At 65.0% G+C, this 18,937-nt stretch carries 9 protein-coding genes, 1 tRNA gene and 3 rRNA genes; 5 read left to right on the top strand and 8 right to left on the bottom strand.

Annotated features, from left to right (window positions below; all coding sequences use genetic code 11):
- Window positions 1–143 precede the first annotated feature (143 nt).
- Window positions 144–467: a hypothetical protein gene (locus KGD87_RS03505; RefSeq protein ID WP_284666138.1), complete on the top strand. Its 324-nt coding sequence runs from the start codon at window positions 144–146 to the stop codon at window positions 465–467.
- Between the two features lie 73 nt (window positions 468–540).
- Here KGD87_RS03505 and rrf read toward each other — a convergent pair.
- The 5 genes from rrf to KGD87_RS03480 form a co-directional block, all read right to left on the bottom strand.
- Window positions 541–657 (bottom strand): 5S ribosomal RNA (gene rrf, locus KGD87_RS03500).
- Window positions 658–816: 159 nt separating this feature from the next.
- A 23S ribosomal RNA gene (locus KGD87_RS03495) occupies window positions 817–3,779 on the bottom strand.
- 328 nt (window positions 3,780–4,107) lie between these two features.
- A tRNA-Ile gene (locus KGD87_RS03490) sits at window positions 4,108–4,184 on the bottom strand.
- A gap of 217 nt (window positions 4,185–4,401) precedes the next feature.
- Window positions 4,402–5,938 (bottom strand): 16S ribosomal RNA (locus KGD87_RS03485).
- The 16S, 23S and 5S rRNA genes sit together here with 1 tRNA gene alongside, the layout of an rRNA operon.
- Window positions 5,939–6,934: 996 nt before the next feature.
- Window positions 6,935–7,534, bottom strand: coding sequence for a TetR/AcrR family transcriptional regulator (locus KGD87_RS03480; protein ID WP_284666137.1), 600 nt, complete (start codon window positions 7,532–7,534; stop codon window positions 6,935–6,937).
- Window positions 7,535–7,692: 158 nt separating this feature from the next.
- Here KGD87_RS03480 and KGD87_RS03475 point away from each other — a divergent pair, with 158 nt between their 5' ends.
- The 3 genes from KGD87_RS03475 (at window position 7,693) to KGD87_RS03465 (ending at window position 11,332) form a co-directional block, all read left to right on the top strand.
- Complete coding sequence (locus KGD87_RS03475; protein WP_284666136.1) at window positions 7,693–9,003, top strand: alpha/beta hydrolase family protein; 1,311 nt, start codon at window positions 7,693–7,695, stop codon at window positions 9,001–9,003.
- Window positions 9,004–9,012: 9 nt separating this feature from the next.
- Window positions 9,013–10,074, top strand: coding sequence for a BamA/TamA family outer membrane protein (locus tag KGD87_RS03470; protein ID WP_284666135.1), 1,062 nt, complete (start codon window positions 9,013–9,015; stop codon window positions 10,072–10,074).
- A 124-nt stretch (window positions 10,075–10,198) separates the two neighbouring features.
- Window positions 10,199–11,332: a hypothetical protein gene (locus KGD87_RS03465; protein ID WP_284666134.1), complete on the top strand. Its 1,134-nt coding sequence runs from the start codon at window positions 10,199–10,201 to the stop codon at window positions 11,330–11,332.
- Window positions 11,333–11,349: 17 nt separating this feature from the next.
- Here KGD87_RS03465 and KGD87_RS03460 read toward each other — a convergent pair whose 3' ends face one another.
- Window positions 11,350–12,306 carry a hypothetical protein gene (locus KGD87_RS03460; protein ID WP_284666133.1) on the bottom strand — a complete coding sequence of 319 codons (957 nt, stop codon included), beginning with the start codon at window positions 12,304–12,306 and terminating at the stop codon, window positions 11,350–11,352.
- 378 nt (window positions 12,307–12,684) lie between these two features.
- Here KGD87_RS03460 and KGD87_RS03455 point away from each other — a divergent pair, with 378 nt between their 5' ends.
- Window positions 12,685–13,950 carry a DmpA family aminopeptidase gene (locus KGD87_RS03455; RefSeq protein ID WP_284666132.1) on the top strand — a complete coding sequence of 422 codons (1,266 nt, stop codon included), beginning with the start codon at window positions 12,685–12,687 and terminating at the stop codon, window positions 13,948–13,950.
- 13 nt (window positions 13,951–13,963) lie between these two features.
- Here KGD87_RS03455 and KGD87_RS03450 read toward each other — a convergent pair whose 3' ends face one another.
- Both KGD87_RS03450 and KGD87_RS03445 read right to left on the bottom strand, forming a co-directional pair.
- Window positions 13,964–15,742 (bottom strand): DUF885 domain-containing protein, encoded by a 1,779-nt coding sequence (locus KGD87_RS03450; protein ID WP_284666131.1) that lies wholly within the window; start codon window positions 15,740–15,742, stop codon window positions 13,964–13,966.
- Between the two features lie 38 nt (window positions 15,743–15,780).
- Window positions 15,781–18,732: a DEAD/DEAH box helicase gene (locus KGD87_RS03445; protein WP_284666130.1), complete on the bottom strand. Its 2,952-nt coding sequence runs from the start codon at window positions 18,730–18,732 to the stop codon at window positions 15,781–15,783.
- Between the last annotated feature and the right edge of the window lie 205 nt (window positions 18,733–18,937).

Below are 18,937 nucleotides of genomic sequence, written 5' to 3'. Positions count from 1 at the left end.
GTGAGGCCCGAGGCAGGCAACGCATGCCATGGGGGCGAGCGGGCCCCACCCTTGAGTGCGAGCTGAAGGGGGCGCAACCTGCACGCGCCATGTCCGATAATCCCCAGACCCACCCGAGGACCGGGAGTGTGGAGGGTGACGCGATGTGGATTGAAGCCATCGTCATGCCCCGGCAGAGCGCCGCGCCGTACCGGCCCTTGCCGCGCAAGAAGCGTGGAGCCGAAGCCATCCCGGCATCGGACCGCCGGCCCGCCTACCAGACCGCGCTCGACGAGGGACGCCGCTTCTGGGATGCCGTGCTCTCGTTCCTGAAAGCCCACCACCTGATGGACGCGGTCCGGTGGATCAGCGAACCGGGGACGATTCCCCTCGTCACGCTCCACTGCACCCGCATCGTCCTGGAGCGGCTCCGGCAAGTGCCCGAGTTCGAAGCGGGCCTGTCGATGAACCTCGAAGTCCCTGTGTGACGCGCGAAAGCAAACGGCCCAAAACAGAAAACCCCCGGTGTCCACGAGGGACACCGGGGGTTTCTCAAAAAGAATCCGGCAGCGACCTACTCTCCCGCGCGGTTTCCCGCGAAGTACCATCGGCTCTGGAGGGCTTAACTTCCGTGTTCGGGATGGGAACGGGTGGAACCCCTCCGACATAGCCACCGGAAAACAAGCGACAGTGCATACAAAGGGTAAGTTTCAATTTCGTTTGAGCGAAGTCTCGCTGTGCGTATTTCAGTCTTCCAGGCGAGCGCGTGAAGCGCTCGAGCCTCGGCCTTGGCCCCGAGTCCCTTACTCCCCTTGAGGGGGCATGCAAGAGAATGGGGAAAGTAAGCCTCACGACCAATTAGTACCGGTTAGCTGAACGTGTTACCACGCTTACACACCCGGCCTATCAACGTCGTAGTCTTCGACGGGTCTTCAGGGGCTTGCGCCCGGGATACCTGGTCTTGAGGTCGGTTTCCCGCTTAGATGCTTTCAGCGGTTATCCAATCGGCACATGGCTACCCAGCGATGCCTCTGGCGAGACAACTGGTACACCAGCGGTGCCTCCAACCCGGTCCTCTCGTACTAAGGTCAGAGCCTCTCAAGTATCCTACGCCCACAGCAGATAGGGACCAAACTGTCTCACGACGTTTTGAACCCAGCTCGCGTACCGCTTTAATTGGCGAACAGCCAAACCCTTGGGACCTGCTCCAGCCCCAGGATGCGATGAGCCGACATCGAGGTGCCAAACCTCCCCGTCGATGTGAACTCTTGGGGGAGATAAGCCTGTTATCCCCGGAGTACCTTTTATCCGTTGAGCGATGGCCCTTCCATTCAGGACCACCGGATCACTATGACCTGCTTTCGCACCTGCTCGACGTGTCCGTCTCGCAGTCAAGCTCCCTTATGCCATTGCACTCGACGCCCGGTTTCCAATCGGGCTGAGGGAACCATCGCGCGCCTCCGTTACTTTTTGGGAGGCGACCGCCCCAGTCAAACTACCCACCAGACAGTGTCCCAATCCCGGCTGACGGGACATGGTTAGACACCAGAAATCAACAGGGTGGTATTTCACCGTTGCCTCCACCGAACCTAGCGGCCCGGCTTCAAAGGCTCCCACCTATCCTACACAGTCAATCCCTAGTGTCACTGTCAAGTTATAGTAAAGGTTCACGGGGTCTTTCCGTCTTGCTGCGGGTAAACTGCATCGGCACAGCTATTTCAATTTCGCTGAGTCCCTCTCCGAGACAGCGCGGAAGTCGTTACTCCATTCGTGCAGGTCGGAACTTACCCGACAAGGAATTTCGCTACCTTAGGACCGTTATAGTTACGGCCGCCGTTTACTGGGGCTTCGGATCATCGCTTCACCTTGCGGCTGACGAATCCCCTTAACCTTCCAGCACCGGGCAGGAGTCAGACCCTATACGTCGGCTTGTCGCCTTCGCAGAGTCCTGTGTTTTTGGTAAACAGTCGCTACCGCCATTTCTCTGCAACCTCTCTCGGCTTCGGCTGTACGCCTACACCTACCAGAGGCCCACCTTCTTCCGAAGTTACGGTGGAAATTTGCCTAGTTCCTTGGAGGAGAGTTCTCTCAAGCGCCTTAGGATTTTCTCCTCGCCCACCTGTGTCGGTTTACGGTACGGACACCCTGTAAGCTCCCTACGGGACTTTTCTTGGAAGCAGAGCATCAGCGACTTACCCCTTACGGGGCGCCATGGAGTCTCGGGGATGGCTGCCGCGCCTTTATTCGTACGCGACACCCCTACACCTTTAGACTGACACAACCACCGGTCAGCTCGCCTAGCTTTCTCCGTCCTCCCTTAGTTCAACGCTCACAAGATGGTGCAGGAATATTAACCCGCTTTCCATCACCTACGCCTTTCGGCCTCGGCTTAGGTTCCGACTAACCCTGGGAAGATTAACTTGACCCAGGAAACCTTGGGCTTACGGCGAGGGGGTTTCTCACCCCCTTTATCGCTACTCATTTCGGCATCAGCACTCCCAGTCGCTCCAGCCGCCTTTTCAGTCGACCTTCGCTGCAACTGGGACGCTCCCCTACCGCCATACGCTTTACGTATGACCCGAAGCTTCGGCACTAGTCTTGAGCCCCGTTACATTTTCGGCGCGGCCTGTCTTGACCAGTGAGCTATTACGCTTTCTTTAAAGGATGGCTGCTTCTAAGCCAACCTCCTGGTTGTCAATGACCTGCCACATCCTTTCTAGTGTTCACTTAGACTAGATTTGGGGGCCTTAGCTGTCGGTCTGGGTTATTCCCCTCTTGCCAATGGACGTTATCACCCACTGACTGCGTCCCGGGATAACAATTGCCGGCATTCGGAGTTTGGTACGGTTTGGTAATCTGGTGAGACCCCTAGCCGTTCCAGTGCTCTACCTCCGGCATTGAATTGCCCGAGCCGATACCTAAATATCTTTCGGGGAGAACCAGCTATCACGGAGTTTGATTGGCCTTTCACCCCTACACACAGCTCATCCCAGAAATTTTCAACTTTCACGGGTTCGGTCCTCCATGCGGTGTTACCCGCACTTCAACCTGGCCATGTGTAGATCACCCCGCTTCGGGTTATAATACACGCAACTAAACGCCCTGTTCGGACTCGCTTTCGCTCCGGCTCCACCTAACGGCTTAGCCTCGCTACGTATATTAAGTCGCCGAATCATGATGCAAAAGGTACGCTCTCGCACTGGGTTGCCCCGTAGTGCTCGAACTGCTTGTAGACATGCGGTTTCAGGTTCTTTTGACTCCCCTTACCGGGGTTCTTTTCACCTTTCCCTCGCGGTACTTGTTCACTATCGGTCGCCAAGGAGTATTTAGCCTTACCGGATGGTCCCGGCTGATTCAGGCAGGATTGCACGTGTCCCGCCCTACTTGGGTAACCCACTCAGCTCCAACTCGCTTTCGCGTACGCGACTATCACGCTCTTTGGTGCCTCTTTCCAGAGGCTTCCGCTAGCAAGTCAAAGTCCTACCGTGGACCCTCTACCCCGACGCCACTTTCGTGGTTTCGGTTTGGGCTGCTCCCATTTCGCTCGCCACTACTTTGGGAATCACTCATTGTTTTCTCTTCCTCAGGGTACTGAGATGTTTCACTTCCCCTGGTTAGCTCCATTCCACCTATGTATTCAGTGGAAGGTAACGCCGCTATTCGCAGCGCTGGGTTTCCCCATTCGGACATCTCCGGATCAACGCTCGGTTGACAGCTCCCCGGAGCTTTTCGCAGCCACCCGCGTCCTTCATCGCCTCTTGGCACCTAGGCATCCACCGCACGCCCTTAGTAGCTTACTTGCCCTAATCTCTTGTTTTTCACGCCCGCCTCCCGGCGGTTTATCGAAACTCGAAACCAAGGCCCAGACTCCTGCTCTTCGCAGCAAGCCTGGAAGACTTCTTCTTTACCTACGCTTGATTAAAAGCACCTGACTCTTTCCCTCACCTTCGCCTCACGGCGTCGGCGGGTACTTTCGTCAGGGCTTCTGCGAGAACTTCTCTCAGCAGAAATTGAACTTACCCTTCGTATGCACTTGTCAAAGAACGCTTCCCTCATTGCTTCAGGGAAAACTTGTGGAGCTGATGGATTCGCGCGCGTCACCACTTTCCTCCTCGCTTGAGGAGGAAATGGTGGGCCTAGGTGGACTTGAACCACCGACCTCGCGCTTATCAGGCGCGCGCTCTAGCCAGCTGAGCTATAGGCCCAGGGGGCTACCGCGTCGGCAAACCCTACAGCATCCTTCATTCTCAAAGAGCTGAAGTCCTCTTGCGGACTCAGTCCTTCAAAACCAAACAGCAAGCCCAAACTAGTCGCTAGATTGTTATCCGGAAACGTTGACCTGGTCGACCTGACGCGACTCCGAAGAGTCGCTGGCATCGCCTACTGCACTCGAAAGTGCTGTCCGATGCCCGGTCTCCTTAGAAAGGAGGTGATCCAGCCGCAGGTTCCCCTACGGCTACCTTGTTACGACTTCACCCCAGTTACCGACCACTCCTTGGGCACCTCTTGGTGAGATGACTTCTGGAGCAATCGACTCCCATGGTGTGACGGGCGGTGTGTACAAGGCCCGGGAACGTATTCACCGCAGCGTGCTGATCTGCGATTACTAGCGATTCCTCCTTCATGGAGTCGAGTTGCAGACTCCAATCTGAACTGAGACCGGTTTTATGCGATTAGCTCCCCCTCGCGGGTTGGCAACGCTCTGTACCGGCCATTGTAGCACGTGTGTAGCCCTGGTCATAAAGGCCATGAGGACTTGACGTCATCCCCACCTTCCTCCGGTTTAACACCGGCAGTCCCTCTAGAGATCCACTTGCGTGGCAACTAAAGGCGAGGGTTGCGCTCGTTGCGGGACTTAACCCAACATCTCACGACACGAGCTGACGACAGCCATGCAGCACCTGTCTCTCAGTTCCCTTGCGGGCACTCCCTCATCTCTGAAGGATTCTGAGGATGTCAAGACCAGGTAAGGTTCTGCGCGTTGCGTCGAATTAAACCACATGCTCCACCGCTTGTGCGGGCCCCCGTCAATTCCTTTGAGTTTTAGTCTTGCGACCGTACTTCCCAGGCGGAGAACTTAATGCGTTAGCTTCGGCACCGCGGGGGTCAACTCCCACGACACCTAGTTCTCATCGTTTACGGCGTGGACTACCAGGGTATCTAATCCTGTTTGCTCCCCACGCTTTCGCGTCTCAGCGTCAGTTACCGTCCAGGTGGCCGCCTTCGCCACCGGTGTTCCTCCCCATATCTACGAATTTCACCTCTACTTGGGAATTCCGCCACCCTCTCCGGCACTCAAGCACGACAGTTTCGGGCGCACTTCCTCAGTTGAGCTGAGGGCTTTCACACCCGACTTGTCACGCCGCCTACACGCGCTTTACGCCCAATAATTCCGAACAACGCTTGCACCCTCTGTATTACCGCGGCTGCTGGCACAGAGTTAGCCGGTGCTTCTTCTCCCGGTACCGTCAAGCCGTTGGATGTTAGCCAACGGGTTTTCTTCCCGGTCGAAAGTGCTTTACAATCCAAAGACCTTCATCACACACGCGGCGTTGCTGCGTCAGGCTTTCGCCCATTGCGCAAAATTCCCCACTGCTGCCTCCCGTAGGAGTCTGGACCGTGTCTCAGTTCCAGTGTGGCTGATCGTCCTCTCAGACCAGCTACCCGTCGTTGCCTTGGTGGGCCATTACCCCGCCAACTAGCTGATGGGCCGCGGACTCATCTGAATGTGATAGCTTGTATACAGAGGCCACCTTTTCCCTCAGTCTCCGAAGAGACCGTGGGCTTATCCGGTATTAGCCAATCTTTCGACTGGTTATCCCGAGCACTCAGGCAGATTATCCACGTGTTACGCACCCGTGCGCCGCTCTACTAAGGGTTGCCCCTATTCGCGCTCGACTTGCATGTGTTAGGCACGCCGCCAGCGTTCGTTCTGAGCCAGGATCAAACTCTCCAATTGAATTTTTGAAGAACTGAACCGGCGTCAGTCTCAGGTCCGGCTAAGGAACCTGAAACTCGCTGATTCGTTTCCAGTGCTGCCGGCTGCGCTTCTCAGCGCGACCTGGCTGGCACCGTCTTATGAAATTGACTGCGGTTTCCGCAATCTAGCTTCTTCTTGGGCTTGCTATTTGGTTTTCAAAGACCGAGTCGCTTGTGATTCCCGCGACTTCTTGTTACCGTCTTCTTCGTTGCTGCCTCGCCGTCTTTTCGTCCGGCGGGGCGTCAGCTTCTATTTCAGTCCGGCGTCTACTGTCAAGCTGCTGTTTCGCCGTCCTGCTGGCTTCCGGAGTCTTCAGCGCCGCCCAGTGGCTTCCGCTGTTTTCTTCCGGAGGGGCGCGGTTTCTACCGCTTCGCCGCCCTCCCTGTCAACTGCTACTTTTCGTTGCCCCCTCGACGCTTCCGCCCTTTCCGCCGGGCTTCTTCGTCGAGGGCGCGGCTTCTACCACCACCGCGTCTCCTGTCAACCTGCTGCGTTGACCACCGTCTTCCGTATTTTCGCGATCGAAGGAGGTTCACTGGGACACGGCGTACAGACCAGGCGCCCGCTCCGCTGTTGCAGTGCAGGTCGGCGTGGACTGGCGGCCAAAGGGTCGGCGCAGGATGAGCACCTGCGGGTGCTGGTCACCGTCGCGGCCCTGCTGGCGGTGGGCGGCCAGCGCCGGCTGAGCCGGGACAGTCGCGGTGGAGACGTGCCTTATGGCCCTCCCCTCGCACAGCGCCCAGGTCGCGGGAGCTGGAGCGGCTCCTGGGCAAGAAGACGACGGCGAACGAGCTTCCGAAGGCGGCGTTGGAGCTGGCCCCGCCCAGCTTGCCTTTCAGGGGCAGTTCCCGTTGATCGCCGTAGCCGGGGCGCTGGACGTCGCGCGTAGCAATCTGGTTCTTTGGGTGCAGGACGCCGCCTCGGAGGCGCTCAAGCGGCGCGGCCCTGCTCATGCGCCTCCACTGGGCACGGACCTCAAGGAGCGAAGAGGAGCCGTGACGCCTGCTGCACCCAGTCTCTCCGTGTGTCGAGCGTGCCGAAGTCGAGCAGGATGAACTGGTCGAACAGCCGGGGCATCATCGACAGCAGGCTCAGGGAGGCCCAGACCTGGGTCAGCGCCATCCGCAGCCGGTTCTCCGGCAGGTGCGGCGCCGCCGGAGCCAGCCGCCCAGCCAGCTCGGCCAGGAACGCATTGAGGCGCTGGATGGCGGAGCCGTCGTAGCGCTGATGGGCCAGCGCGTCGTGGAAGTGCGCGTGCGCGATGTACGGGTAGCGCAGCGAGTTGCTCATCAAATCCTCGAGCAGCGTCTCAAACGCCTCGCGAATGCCCTGGCCCTCCAGCCGGAGCCGATCGAAGTCCTCCAGGACGTTCCCGAAGGCCTGGTCCAGCGTCTGCTCCAGCGCCAGGGCAACCAGCTTCTCCTTGCTCCGGAAGTAGTAGCTGATGGCCGCGCTGTTCACCTGCGCCTCGCGGGCAATCTCCCGGATGCCTGTCGCATCGAGCCCATCCCGGCCGATGCACACGATGGTCGCCCGGAGAATGCGCTCCCGGGCCTCCTGCTCCTTGGTTCCCATCCCTGCAAACCCCTGAAACGACGTGAGTCCGCGCTGGCGCTTGACAGACGCGCACAATTTTAAATCTATTGATTCAATCAATCGATTAACCCAGGAGATTGAATCCCATGGTCAAACCCGAAGGCGAACCTACCGCAGGAAGACCCTCCCGACGAGGCGTGCTGCTGGGAGCGGGGCTGTTTGCTGGAGGCGCGGCGGCGGCGCTGGGACTGCGGAGCGCGCTGGCACCGGTGTCCAAGGACGTGCAGGGCATCAACCCCCGGAGCGACGCCTGGTACGACATCCGCCTCACGGGGGACGGGCTGATGGACAACCAGGTCCTCTGGTTCCTCAGCCACGCCACCCATGGCCAGAGCGACGTGGGAGACGTGCTGGAGACGGCCAGCCGCATCCAGCCCGGGGACGAACTGAGCTGGTTCGAGGCGTGGACGAAGACGGCACGGCGGGTCCACGGTCATGCCCGGGACGCCGAGGCCAAGGGCCACCTGCTGAGCGCCGGCCAGGCCTACGCGCGCGCTGCGAACTACTACCGCGCCGCGACGATGCACTACACGGACCTCGAGGACCCACGGACACTCGAGGTGACGCGTCAGGCGGCCACCACCTTCGAGCAGTCGAACGGACTGCTCGGCTACGACGTGCAGCCGCTGGCCATCCCCTACGAGGGCACCACGCTGGCGGCGTACTTCGTGCGCTCGCCGCACGCGAAGCCCAGCGCGCCCGTCATCATCCTCCACCAGGGACTGCATGCCTGGCCGGAGGAGACGAAGTGGGTCTGGGAGGGCGCGTCCCGGCGCGGCTATCACGTGCTCATGTTCCACGGCCCGGGCCAGGGCCGCTCGCTGCGGGAACACCGGCTGAGCTTCCGGCCGGACTGGGAGAAGGCCGTCAGCCCCGTGGTGGACGCGGCCGAGCGCATCAGTGGAGTGGACCCTCGCCGCATCCTCCTCATGGGCCTGTCGTTCGGCGGCGCGCTGGCGCCTCGGGCGGCGGCGTTCGAGCCGCGCATTGCCCTGTGCATCGCCAACCCCGGCGTCCTCAATTGGTGGGAGGCCACGAGTTCGCACTTCAATCGCTTCCTGCCGGGCTCGCTGGCGCTGTTGAAATCGCATCCGGAGAAGTTCGACCAGGCGATTGCCGCGCTCGCGGACCGCTGGCCCACCGCCCAGTACTGGCTGCGTGACGTGTACTGGAAGCATGGCGCCCGGTCGCCGTCGGAGCTCTTCCGCAAGCTGGAGGAGTTCACCAACGAGGCCATCATCAACCGCATCCGCTGCCCCGTGCTCATCATGGAGGGCGAGGCGGAGGACGCCTCACCGGGCCAATCCAAGAAGCTCTACGACGCGCTGCGCGGCCCCAAGCACCTGATGATGTTCACTCACGAAGAGGCCGCGCCCCTGCACTGCCAGGCGGCGTCCACGGCACTGGCGGAAGCGCGCATGTTCGACTGGCTCGACGAGAACGTCTGAGGCGCCGCCATGACACCGCTCCTCACGGCCGTCCTCGGCGTCCTGCTCGTGGCCACTCCCGAGGAAGCACCGGCGGGGCGCTTCAGCATCGTCCCCTTCGTGCTGCCCGCCTACCAGCCGGAGACGAGCTTCCTCCTGGGCGGCGCGGCATCGCTCGTCTACCAACCCCCGGCGTCGCGAGGTGGCCGGGAGTCCCAGGTGATGCTGGCCGCCGCCGCGAGCACCCGAAGCCAGTTCACCCTCCTCCTCCAGCCGGACGTGAATCTGCTCGACGACCGGTTGAACCTGACGGCCACCGCCAGCGCGGCGCGCTTCCCGGACCGCTTCTTCGGAATGGGCGCACGCACGCGGGCGGAGGACGTGGAGGACTTCACGCCCATCTTCTTCGAGTTCGAGTTGAGCCCGAAGTGGCGCGTCGCGCCTCGCTTCTATGTCGGTCCCACCATGCGCTATCAGCACGCGCGCTTTGCCCATGTCGCGGAGGACGGGGCGGTGCGGCGCATGACGGGCGCCGCGGGCGGCTCGACGGTTCAATTCGGACTCGCCGCGCTCTATGACTCACGGGACAACACGCTCAATCCGGTGACGGGAGCGCTGGCGCGGCTCAACCTGCGCCGGGCCCGGGGCGACTGGGGCTCCGACTACGTCTTCGATGTGCTCCGGCTGGACGTCCGGCGCTACATCACGCTCCCCTGGGGACAGCGGCACGTCCTCGCGATGCAGGGACTCGTCGACCTGCGCGACGGAGAGCCGCCCTTCCATGACACGGGAAGGTTGGGCGGCATGGAGTTGAGCCGGGGGTACCTGGAGGGACGCTTCCGCGAGCGCCAGCACCTGGGCGCGCAGGTCGAGTACCGTGCGCCCCTCTTCTGGCGCCTGGGCGGCGCGGCCTTTGTCTCCGCGGCGACGGTGGCACGCAGCCCACGCGACTTCGACGCTCGCGACATCAAACCCGCGGCCGGCGTGGGCCTGCGCTTCGCACCAATGTCAGACGTCCCCGTCAATATCCGGCTCGATATCGCCTACGGGAACGAACCAAGCTTTTATCTGAACGTGGGCGAAGCCTTCTGATTCAAGCGAGATACGAACGGAACCGCCAGCAAGGCCGTGTAACGTCCCCCGTCAAGCTCGGCCTGGGCCCAGGGGGCGCGTCCAGGGCGTGCCGATGCACCTCCCTCCGCCCTCGGAGCACACCATGGTCCGCACCAAACGCGTCGCTCGTCATGTCTTCTCCAGGTTGAATCTGGCGCTGCTGCTCACAGGTGCCCTCGCAAGCTGCGGGGGCCCCATGGAGCCGGACCTGTCCGCGCCCGAGCCCGCCGGCGCGCTGGAAGCCCATGCCCAGGCGCTGACGTATCCCAGCGGCAGCAGCCAGACGGTGGTGTCCCGCCGCGTCGTCTACAGGAACGGCTCGGGCGCCTATCAAGCGGCGGCGGGCTTCGAGCACTTCCGCGCGGCCGGCGCTTCCGACGGCGCGCTCCACAACATCCGCATCGCGGAGGTCGACGCGCCAGGCGCGCGCGAGGCCCTGGTCATCATGTCCGCGGGCCAGAAGATTTCGAGCAGCGGCCACTCGAGCGGTGTCACCGGGCAGTCTTCCAACTGGGATGCGTCCTGTGACAGCATCTCCTGTCCCAACGTGAGCCTGGACGGCCGTTCGCTGGCCATGAAGCTGCGCGCCCTGGGGTGGTTTCCCAGCGGGAAGACGTACCTGTCCGTCGTCAACGACGCCAACTTCGACCACCTGTTCGACAGCGACACGAAGCAGCGCATCGTGAATGGCTTCTCGAACTGGCTCCAGGCGCAGGTCCGTCCGGAGACGCGTGCCATCTACCTGGCGGGCAGCTCTCGCGGTGGCTGCTTGATGATGCGCATGGCGCAAGCGCTCCGCGCGAACACGGCGCTGGACAGCATTGACATCTACGTGTCGTCGTTCGACGGCGTGTGCCGAAACAGCCAGGGTGAGCTGGGGACCTTCGACAGCAAGATCAACAACCCCGTGCGCCCCTGGGGCACCTTCTATGGCGCCTGGGCCACGAATCTGACGGCCCAGTTCCCTCGTCGAAACAGGCTCCACATCTTCCACGTCGTGGGCGGCCAGGAAGTGGCTCCCGCCACGGGCATCCGCGCCTTCTCCGGCTACGCGGGCAGCACCCCGCCTTCGAAGGGCACGAACCTCGACTGGGGTTGGTACAAGCAGACCTGGGTGAAGTGGAAGCACAAGGAGATTGGCAATCCCTACTCGGACCCCAGCACGTCGGACCAGGCGCAGGCGGTGGCGGAGACTGTCGACGCGCACCTGACGTGGCTCGACGCGCGCCTGCCTTGATGGGGCGCCCTCCCGACTCATGGGAATCCGGGCGGCCGGCCTCTTTCGGCCGCCCGCAGTCGCGCGCCGGGGTTGAGTTCAAAGGCGAGCCCGAACTGCCACAGCGCCACGGGCTCCAGGAACAAGATGTTGTAATAGTCCTGCCCCTTCACGTACCGCGCGAAGACGCCGAAGCCCGCGCCCCACCAGGGATAGGCGCCGAATTCAGCCTTCCACGTAGCCCGCTGCGCGGGCATCTCTCCGAAAGGCTGTGACACGGACACTTCCAACGGAAAGCGGTGGCTGCTCCACGTGCGCTGGCCCATGACACCCGCCGCCCAGTGCCCATCGCCATACACGACGCGCTGGGAGCGGGTGATGCGGCCAGGGCCAATGGACGTATTCAGCTCCAAGGCAGCGAATCCGCCTACCAGCCATGCGTTGCGCAGGTCCGGCTCCACGTCGAACGCCAGACGCGCGTGAAGCTCCGTTCGGAAGAGGTTCGTGGTGAAGCTGCCGGACACCTCGTTCAGAGGCAGTTGTCCTTCCGACGGCGTGCACCCGGATTCGCCGCGCGTCTGGTTGCTGTAGAAGCACCCGGACTCCCCATTCGAATAGTGCGCCGCGATGACGTTGAGCGCGAGCGCCAGGCCCCGCACCGCAGCGCCCTCCGCCCGAGGCTTCGCCAGCGGCCGCAGGTGCGCCACCTGGAGCGTCACCTTCGCGATGAAGGACGGCGGGATGACCGGGTCGCTTGCCGTGTCCATGATGCGAAGCTGCACGCCCGGGGTGATGATGAGCGAAAGGAAGTACTCGCCGCCAGGCTGGGTGAAGTCACCTTGATGGAGCTGCGGCAGGAAGAGGTTGGGCGCCACCTGTGCTTCGAAGATGAGCGTCTCGGGCGAGTCGGGCGACCCCTGACGACGGATGCGGCTGGGCGAGTCGAGGATGTAGCTGCGGTCCAGGAAGAGCGGCACCGGCGCGTCGTATTCCACGCGCCACCCGTCCGCGCGGGCGACACCCGCCAGCAACACAGACGTTGCCCACAGCAACGCGGCCCACCCTCTCAGTCCTCCGCCCCCTGCCCTCCACGCCATGGCCCCCCCAAGATTCGCGGGGCCGGACCTCAGGCATGTGGCCCATGGGTTGTCACCTGTCCTCGCGCCCCATCCGCGCGCCCTGCGTCGTCCGCGCGCGTCAGCGGCAGCTCCGTGCACACTTCCCGGCCCGGTGGTGCCAGCGCCACTGCACGCTCGCGGACAGCCAGTCGGATGGAACTCAGGTTGACGGGGGCACACGCCAACCGTCCGCGCGCAGGGCCATGCACAGCCGTGGTTGGGGGGCCTGACGCGGTCGCGATATGACGCCACGCCATGAACCCGCTCCGTCTCTCCCTGCGCCTGGGGCTCGTGTCCTGTCTGTCGCTGTGGTCCCCGCCAGCGGAAGCGCAGTCCACCCAGGCGAGGCCCCGCGCCCGCGACCTGGGCATCACCTTCGGCGGACAGTCGGGCCCGAACAACGCCATCACCGACGTGGCCGGCGTGACGGTGGGCCATACGACGTTGATTTCGGGCGACACTCGAGGCCCGCCGGGCAAGGGGGCGGTGCGCACCGGGGTCACCGCCGTGCTGCCCCGAGGCAAGGACGGCGTGTCCGAGGAGGTCTTCGCCGCCATCTACTCCCTCAACGGCAACGGCGAGATGACGGGCTCCCACTGGCTCACCGAGTCCGGCCAGCTCGCGGGCCCCGTCATGCTCACCAACACCAATGACGTGGGCACCGTCCGCGACTCCGTCATCTCCTGGGCGATGAAGCGAGGGCTGGAGTGGGAGCTGGGGCTGCCCGTCGTCGCGGAGACGTGGGATGGACTGCTGAATGACGTCTATGGCTTTCACGTGAAGGCGGCGCACGCCCACCGCGCGCTCGACACCGCCAAGGGAGGTCCCGTCGCGGAGGGCTCGGTGGGCGGCGGCACGGGGATGGTGTGCCACAGCTTCAAGGCTGGCATCGGCACGGCGTCGCGCAAGCTGCCCGCATCGGAGGGTGGCTACACCGTGGGCGTGCTGTTGCAGTGCAACTACGGCGCGCGCCACCTCTTCACCGTGGAGGGCGTGCCCGTGGGCGAGGAGATCAGCGACCTGCGCCCCTGCTACACCGGACCCAAGAAGCCAAGCCCCGGAATGTTCAAGGCATTGCCGGCCTGCTCAACGTCGCGCGGCGACCCCCAGCCCCGCACGCCCGAGGGCGCCGGCTCCATCATCGTGGTGGTGGCGACAGATGCGCCGCTGCTGCCGCATCAACTGGAGCGGCTGGCGAAGCGGGTGCCGCTGGGCATCGGGAAGATGGGGGGCCTGGGCGCGAACTCCTCCGGCGACATCTTCCTGGCCTTCTCCACGCAGCGGCTGAAGCCTCCCGCGGGGACGGCCGTGTCCAGCGTCTCGGCGCTCGACAACGAGCGGTTGACGCCGCTCTTCGAGGCCACCATCCAGGCCACGCAGGAGGCCATCCTCAACTCGATGCTGGCTTCCGACACGATGACGGGCGCGGAGGGCAGCCGCGCCTTCGGCCTGCCTCAGGACCGGCTCATCCAGGCGATGAAGAAGTATGGCCGGCTGCCGACACCCGCGCCCGCGCCGTGACGCCGAGCGCGCTTCAAGGCGCGCGCTGAGGCTCGGGCGCGGCGGCCCCACGCTGCCGCGCCGCCACCCACGCCTGGACCCGCGCCTCCAGGATGTCCAGCGGCAGGGCGCCGTCGAGAAGCACGACGTCGTGGAACTCTCGCACGTCGAAGCGCGGGCCCAGCACCTGCTCCGCGCGTGTGCGCAGGTCGCGAATCTTGAGCTGCCCCACCTTGTACGCCAGCGCCTGCCCTGGCCAGGCGATGTAGCGGTCAACCTCGTTGGTGGTGTCGAGCTCCTGGCGCGGCGAGTTCTCCATGAAGAAGTCGAGCGCCTGCTGCCGCGTCCACTGCTTCACGTGCATGCCGGTGTCGACGACGAGCCGCACCGCGCGCCACATGTCGTAGGCCAGCTGGCCGAACGTGTCGTACGGATTGGCGTACAGGCCCAGCTCGTCACCCAGCGTCTCGCAGTAGAGCGCCCAGCCTTCGCCATAGGCCACGTAGTAGCCGTAGCGACGGAACTCGGGCAGGCCGGGCTGCTCGGCGGCCAGGGCCAATTGGAGGTGATGGCCAGGCACCGCCTCGTGCAACGTGAGCGGCACCATCTCCCACAGAGGGCGCGTCTCCGGCCGATACAAATTCACCAGGTACGTGCCCGGCCGCGAGCCGTCCGGCGCGCCAGCGCAATAGAAGCCGGTGGTCGCGTCCGGGGCCGTGGCCTCCGGCGTCGGCTCCACGCCATAGGGCAGCCGGGGCAGCGTCTTGAACAGCCGCACCAGCAGCGGGTCGATGCGCTTGGACAAGGCCCGGTAGCGCATCAGCAGCTCATCCCCGTCCCGCGCATAGAAGCGCGCATCCGTCCGCAGGAAGTGGAAGAACTCCGCCAGCGTGCCCTCGAAGCCCGTCTGGGCCTTCACCGCCTCCATCTCCGCGCGCAGGCGCTGGACCTCGGCCAGGCCGAGCGCGTGAATCTCCTCCGCGCCCAGGCCCGTGGTGGTGAACTTGCGCACGAGGAAGTCATACAGCTCCTCGCCGTCGGGGAGCTGCCAGATGCCCACCGCCTCCGTGCCCTTCGGAACGTACTCCTCCGTGAGGAACTGGTGGAAGCGCTTCAGCGCGGGGAGCACGCCCTGCGCAATCGCCGCGCGGCCCGCCGTGGACAGGCGTTGCTGCTCCGCGGAGTCGAGGCCCTTGGGGAAGCGGCGGAACGGCGCGAAGAAGCCGCTGGCCGCCGGGTCCGCCACGAGCTGCTTCGCCACCTGCGGCGGAATCCGTTGGAGGACGACCTGGGGGTGGATGCGCTTCTCACGCAGCCCCTCGCGCAGCAGCGCCAGCACCTGGTCCACATAGGCGCCGAAGCCCTGGAGCCGCGCCACCCAGTCCTCGTAGTCCCTCACCGTCTCGAAGCGCAGGCTGTCCGCGAGCTGGTAGGCCGTCTGCACACCCGGCGGCTGCTTGATGCCCTCCGGGATGCCACCCATGTGGTTCACCGGCATCAGGTACGTCTTGAAGCGGTGCTCCTCCACCCACGTCTCGTAGTCGCGGCGGAACAAGTCATAGTTGAGCTGGTCCGCGGCGGAGAGCGCCTCGCGGTCCAGCTTCTTCAGCTTCGCGAGCACCTGGAGGTTGTGCTGGTGGTCCGCCTCGATGGCCTGGAGGCTCAGGTCATCCCAGCGGTCGTTCCAGCGCCGGTCACCCTGCACGGACGCGTAGGTCGGGCTGTGCTCCAACTGGTACTGCCACTCCCGCTGGATGAGCGTCTGCAGCGCGGCGGGGGCCTTGGGCCGGGCGTCGGCGGATTCGGGAAGCATGGTGAGGAACCCCACTGCGAAGAGATGGACCGCGCGCGTCACGAGAAGAGTTCGAGCAGGTCCTCTCGGGTGATGGCCGTCGCGGCGGAGGCCTCGCTCAGGGCCGCCTCGAAGATGGCCCGCTTCTTCTCCTGGAGCCCCAGGATGCGCTCCTCCACGGTGCCCTGGGACACCAGCCGGTACACCATCACCGTGCGCTCCTGGCCAATGCGGTGGGCGCGGTCCGCGGCCTGCGCCTCCGCCGCCGGGTTCCACCACGGGTCCACGAGGAAGACATGGTCCGCCGCCGTGAGGTTGAGGCCCGTGCCGCCCGCCTTGAGGGACATGAGCAGCACCGGCTCACCCTCCGTGGACTGGAAGCGCTCGGTGACTTCTCCGCGGTTGGCCGTGGCGCCGTCCAGCCGGCCGAAGCCGATGCCCGCCGCCTTCAGGCGCGGCTCGATGAGGTCCAGCAGCGACGTCCACTGCGAGAAGACGAGCGCCTTGTGGCCTTCCGAGACGGCCGTCTCCAGCGCGTCCACCAGCGTCTCCACCTTGGACGACGTGCTGGCCCGCTGGCCCGGGACGAGCGCGGGGTGACACGCGGCCTGACGCAGCCGCAGCAGGGCCTCCAACGCCTTGAGCACGCTGCCGCCCTCATTCAACAGGGCCACCACTTCCTTGCGCGTGGCCGCCATCACCGCGTCGTAGACGGAGCGCTCGCGCTCATCCAGCTGCACGTGCATCACGGACTCGATGCGCGGCGGCAGCTCGGGCGCCACGTCCCGCTTCAAGCGCCGGAGCACGAAGGGACGGATGCGGCGCCGCAGCCCCTCGGCCGCTCCCTGTCGGCCCTCGGAGATGGGCCGGGCAATCGTGTCCTCGAAGTGCTTGCGCCCCCCGAGCAGGCCCGGGTTGGTGAAGTGCATGAGGCTCCACAGCTCCTCCAGCCGGTTCTCCAACGGCGTGCCGCTCAGCGCGAGCCGGAAGTTCGCCTTGAGCCCGAAGGCCGCGCGCGCCACCTGGCTGTCCGGATTCTTGATGGCCTGCGCCTCGTCCAGCACCAGCGAGTCCCACGTCTTCGCGCCGAGCACCGCCGCGTCCAGCCGCATGATGGCGTAGGTGGTGAGCGTCACGTCGGCGGACGGCTCCAGCGCGCGGCCGGGCCCGTGGTACACGCACACCTTCAGCGACGGGCGGAAGCGCTTCAGCTCCGCGGCCCAGTTGGGCAGCACGCTGGTGGGGCACACCACGAGCGACCCGGGCCCCAGGGCGCAAATCGTCTGGAGCGTCTTACCCAGGCCCATGTCGTCCGCCAGGACGCCGCCCAGCCCCGCGCCGCGCAGGAAGCCCAGCCAACTGACGCCCTGGAGCTGGTACTGGCGCAGCGTGGCGTTGAGCTCTGCGGGCAGCTCGGGCGGGGGCAGCTTCTCGAAGCCGGAGATGAGCGGCGCCAGCCGGTCCAGGCCCGGCGGAGGCGGCTGCTCCAGTGTCTCGCACAGCGCGGTGAGCTCCGGCAGCGCGTGGTTGGCGACCTTCCCATCCTCCTGCCGCGCGTTGAGCAGGTCCGCCACGCGCTGACCGTGCTTGTCCAGCCAGGCCCGGGGCAGCGGCGCCCAGCCGCCACCCTCCAGCGGCACCAACCCCAGCCCCTCCGTCCACGCCCGGATGACAGCGGCGGCGTCCACCGCCTTGACCTCGCCCCGGGCTCCCTCCACCTGGAAGGAGAGCTGGAAGCGCACGTCGGGGACGCCCTGCCCCGTGACGCTGGACTCCAGGTGGAGCGACGGGCGCAGCTTGACGTCGGGGCTCACCAGCCCCGCCGCGTCACCGGCGAGGTCGCCGCGCCAGCGCCGCAGCTTGTCCGCCCAGCGCACCATCTCCGAGCCCTGTACCGTCAGCCGGCGGCCGGGCACCAGGTTCAGCTCGTCGCGAAGCTGGTGGATGAGGCGCTGCTCGGCGGCCTCGTCGCGCAGCGGCACCGCGCCGCGCAGGTACACCATGCGCCCGTTGTCGATGCGCACCACCGGCGGCGCGCCGTAGACGAGCGTGGGCAGCACGGACAAGCCGGCGTCGAGCTGGTTCAGCTCCAGCAGGATGCGCGGCTTCAGCTCGCGGTCCAGGCGCGGCAGCCGCTTGCTGCGGACCTCCACCGGCAGGCGGCGCCCCAGCTCGGGCATGATCTTGGAGGTCAGGTCCCCCAAGTGGTCCGCCGAGTACGTGCGGACGATGGGCAGGTGCTGCAGCCAGGGGCCGGACATGGACGTCTCGCCCAGGCGGACCAGCGCGTCAGTCGCGAGCGCCACCCCGGGGCTGACCACCTCCTGGATGCGCGAATCGCGGGTCACCGTCACCACGATCTGGCCGCCGCGGTCCTCCACCACCGCGCGCGGCAGCACCTGCTCGTCGGACACCGCCACCGGGCGCCCGTCGAGCAGCACGTTGCGCGCCGACTCCAGCACCTTGAGCACCGCGTCCAGCGTCTCCGGCGCCAGGGTGCCGCGCGTGCGCCGCTGCTCCAGGATGCGGTCGGCCAGCAGGTCCGCGTTCTCCACCTGGAGCTTCGCGGCCTCCGCGGGCCGGGCCATCAGCGACGTCAGGCTGCCCTCCAGCGGCGTCTCCGTGCCGTCCACATGGACGATGGAGCGGCGAAGCGCCAGGCCGCCGTCCTCGCGGGTGAAGTGGTAGACGACGCGGGCCCAGCGGGTGGCCGCCGTCTCCATGGGCGCGTCCTGCCGCTCCGCCTGCTGGATGGAGATGGCCGCCGCCACCACGTGCTCGCAGGGGTCCACCAGGCTGGGGCAGTCACACTCCCAGGCATCGTCGTTCGGATACAGGACCACCGTGAGGGCGACCGGGCGCCCCTTGGCGCGCACCCTCAGCTCCAGCTCGCCCCCTTTCTGGGACTGGAGCACCACGGCTCCGGAGCGGGCGAGGTTCACCCCGTTGGACCAGATTCCCGGCTTGGCTTCCTTCCGGACGGTTTCGAGCAGTTGGGCGGTAGCGGACATGGGGCGCTGTTTCCCTACGCCCCGAACATGCGGCGCGCAACGGCCTTGAGCGCGCTCCGTCGCGTGGCAGGCGGGTCTGGACGTGGGGTCCTGCCTGGGAAAACTTCAACATCAGCGGCCCGTGCCGATGCTGATGGTGTCGCGTCAATCACTCCCACCTTCCCATATGCATTGCATTTCACGCACACATGGGCGCCCAGCATTG

Source organism: Myxococcus sp. SDU36 (genome assembly GCF_030168875.1).
GTDB lineage: Bacteria > Myxococcota > Myxococcia > Myxococcales > Myxococcaceae > Myxococcus > Myxococcus vastator.
Note: the sequence above shows the minus strand (reverse complement) of the source record. Positions and strands in the feature narration are given on the sequence as shown.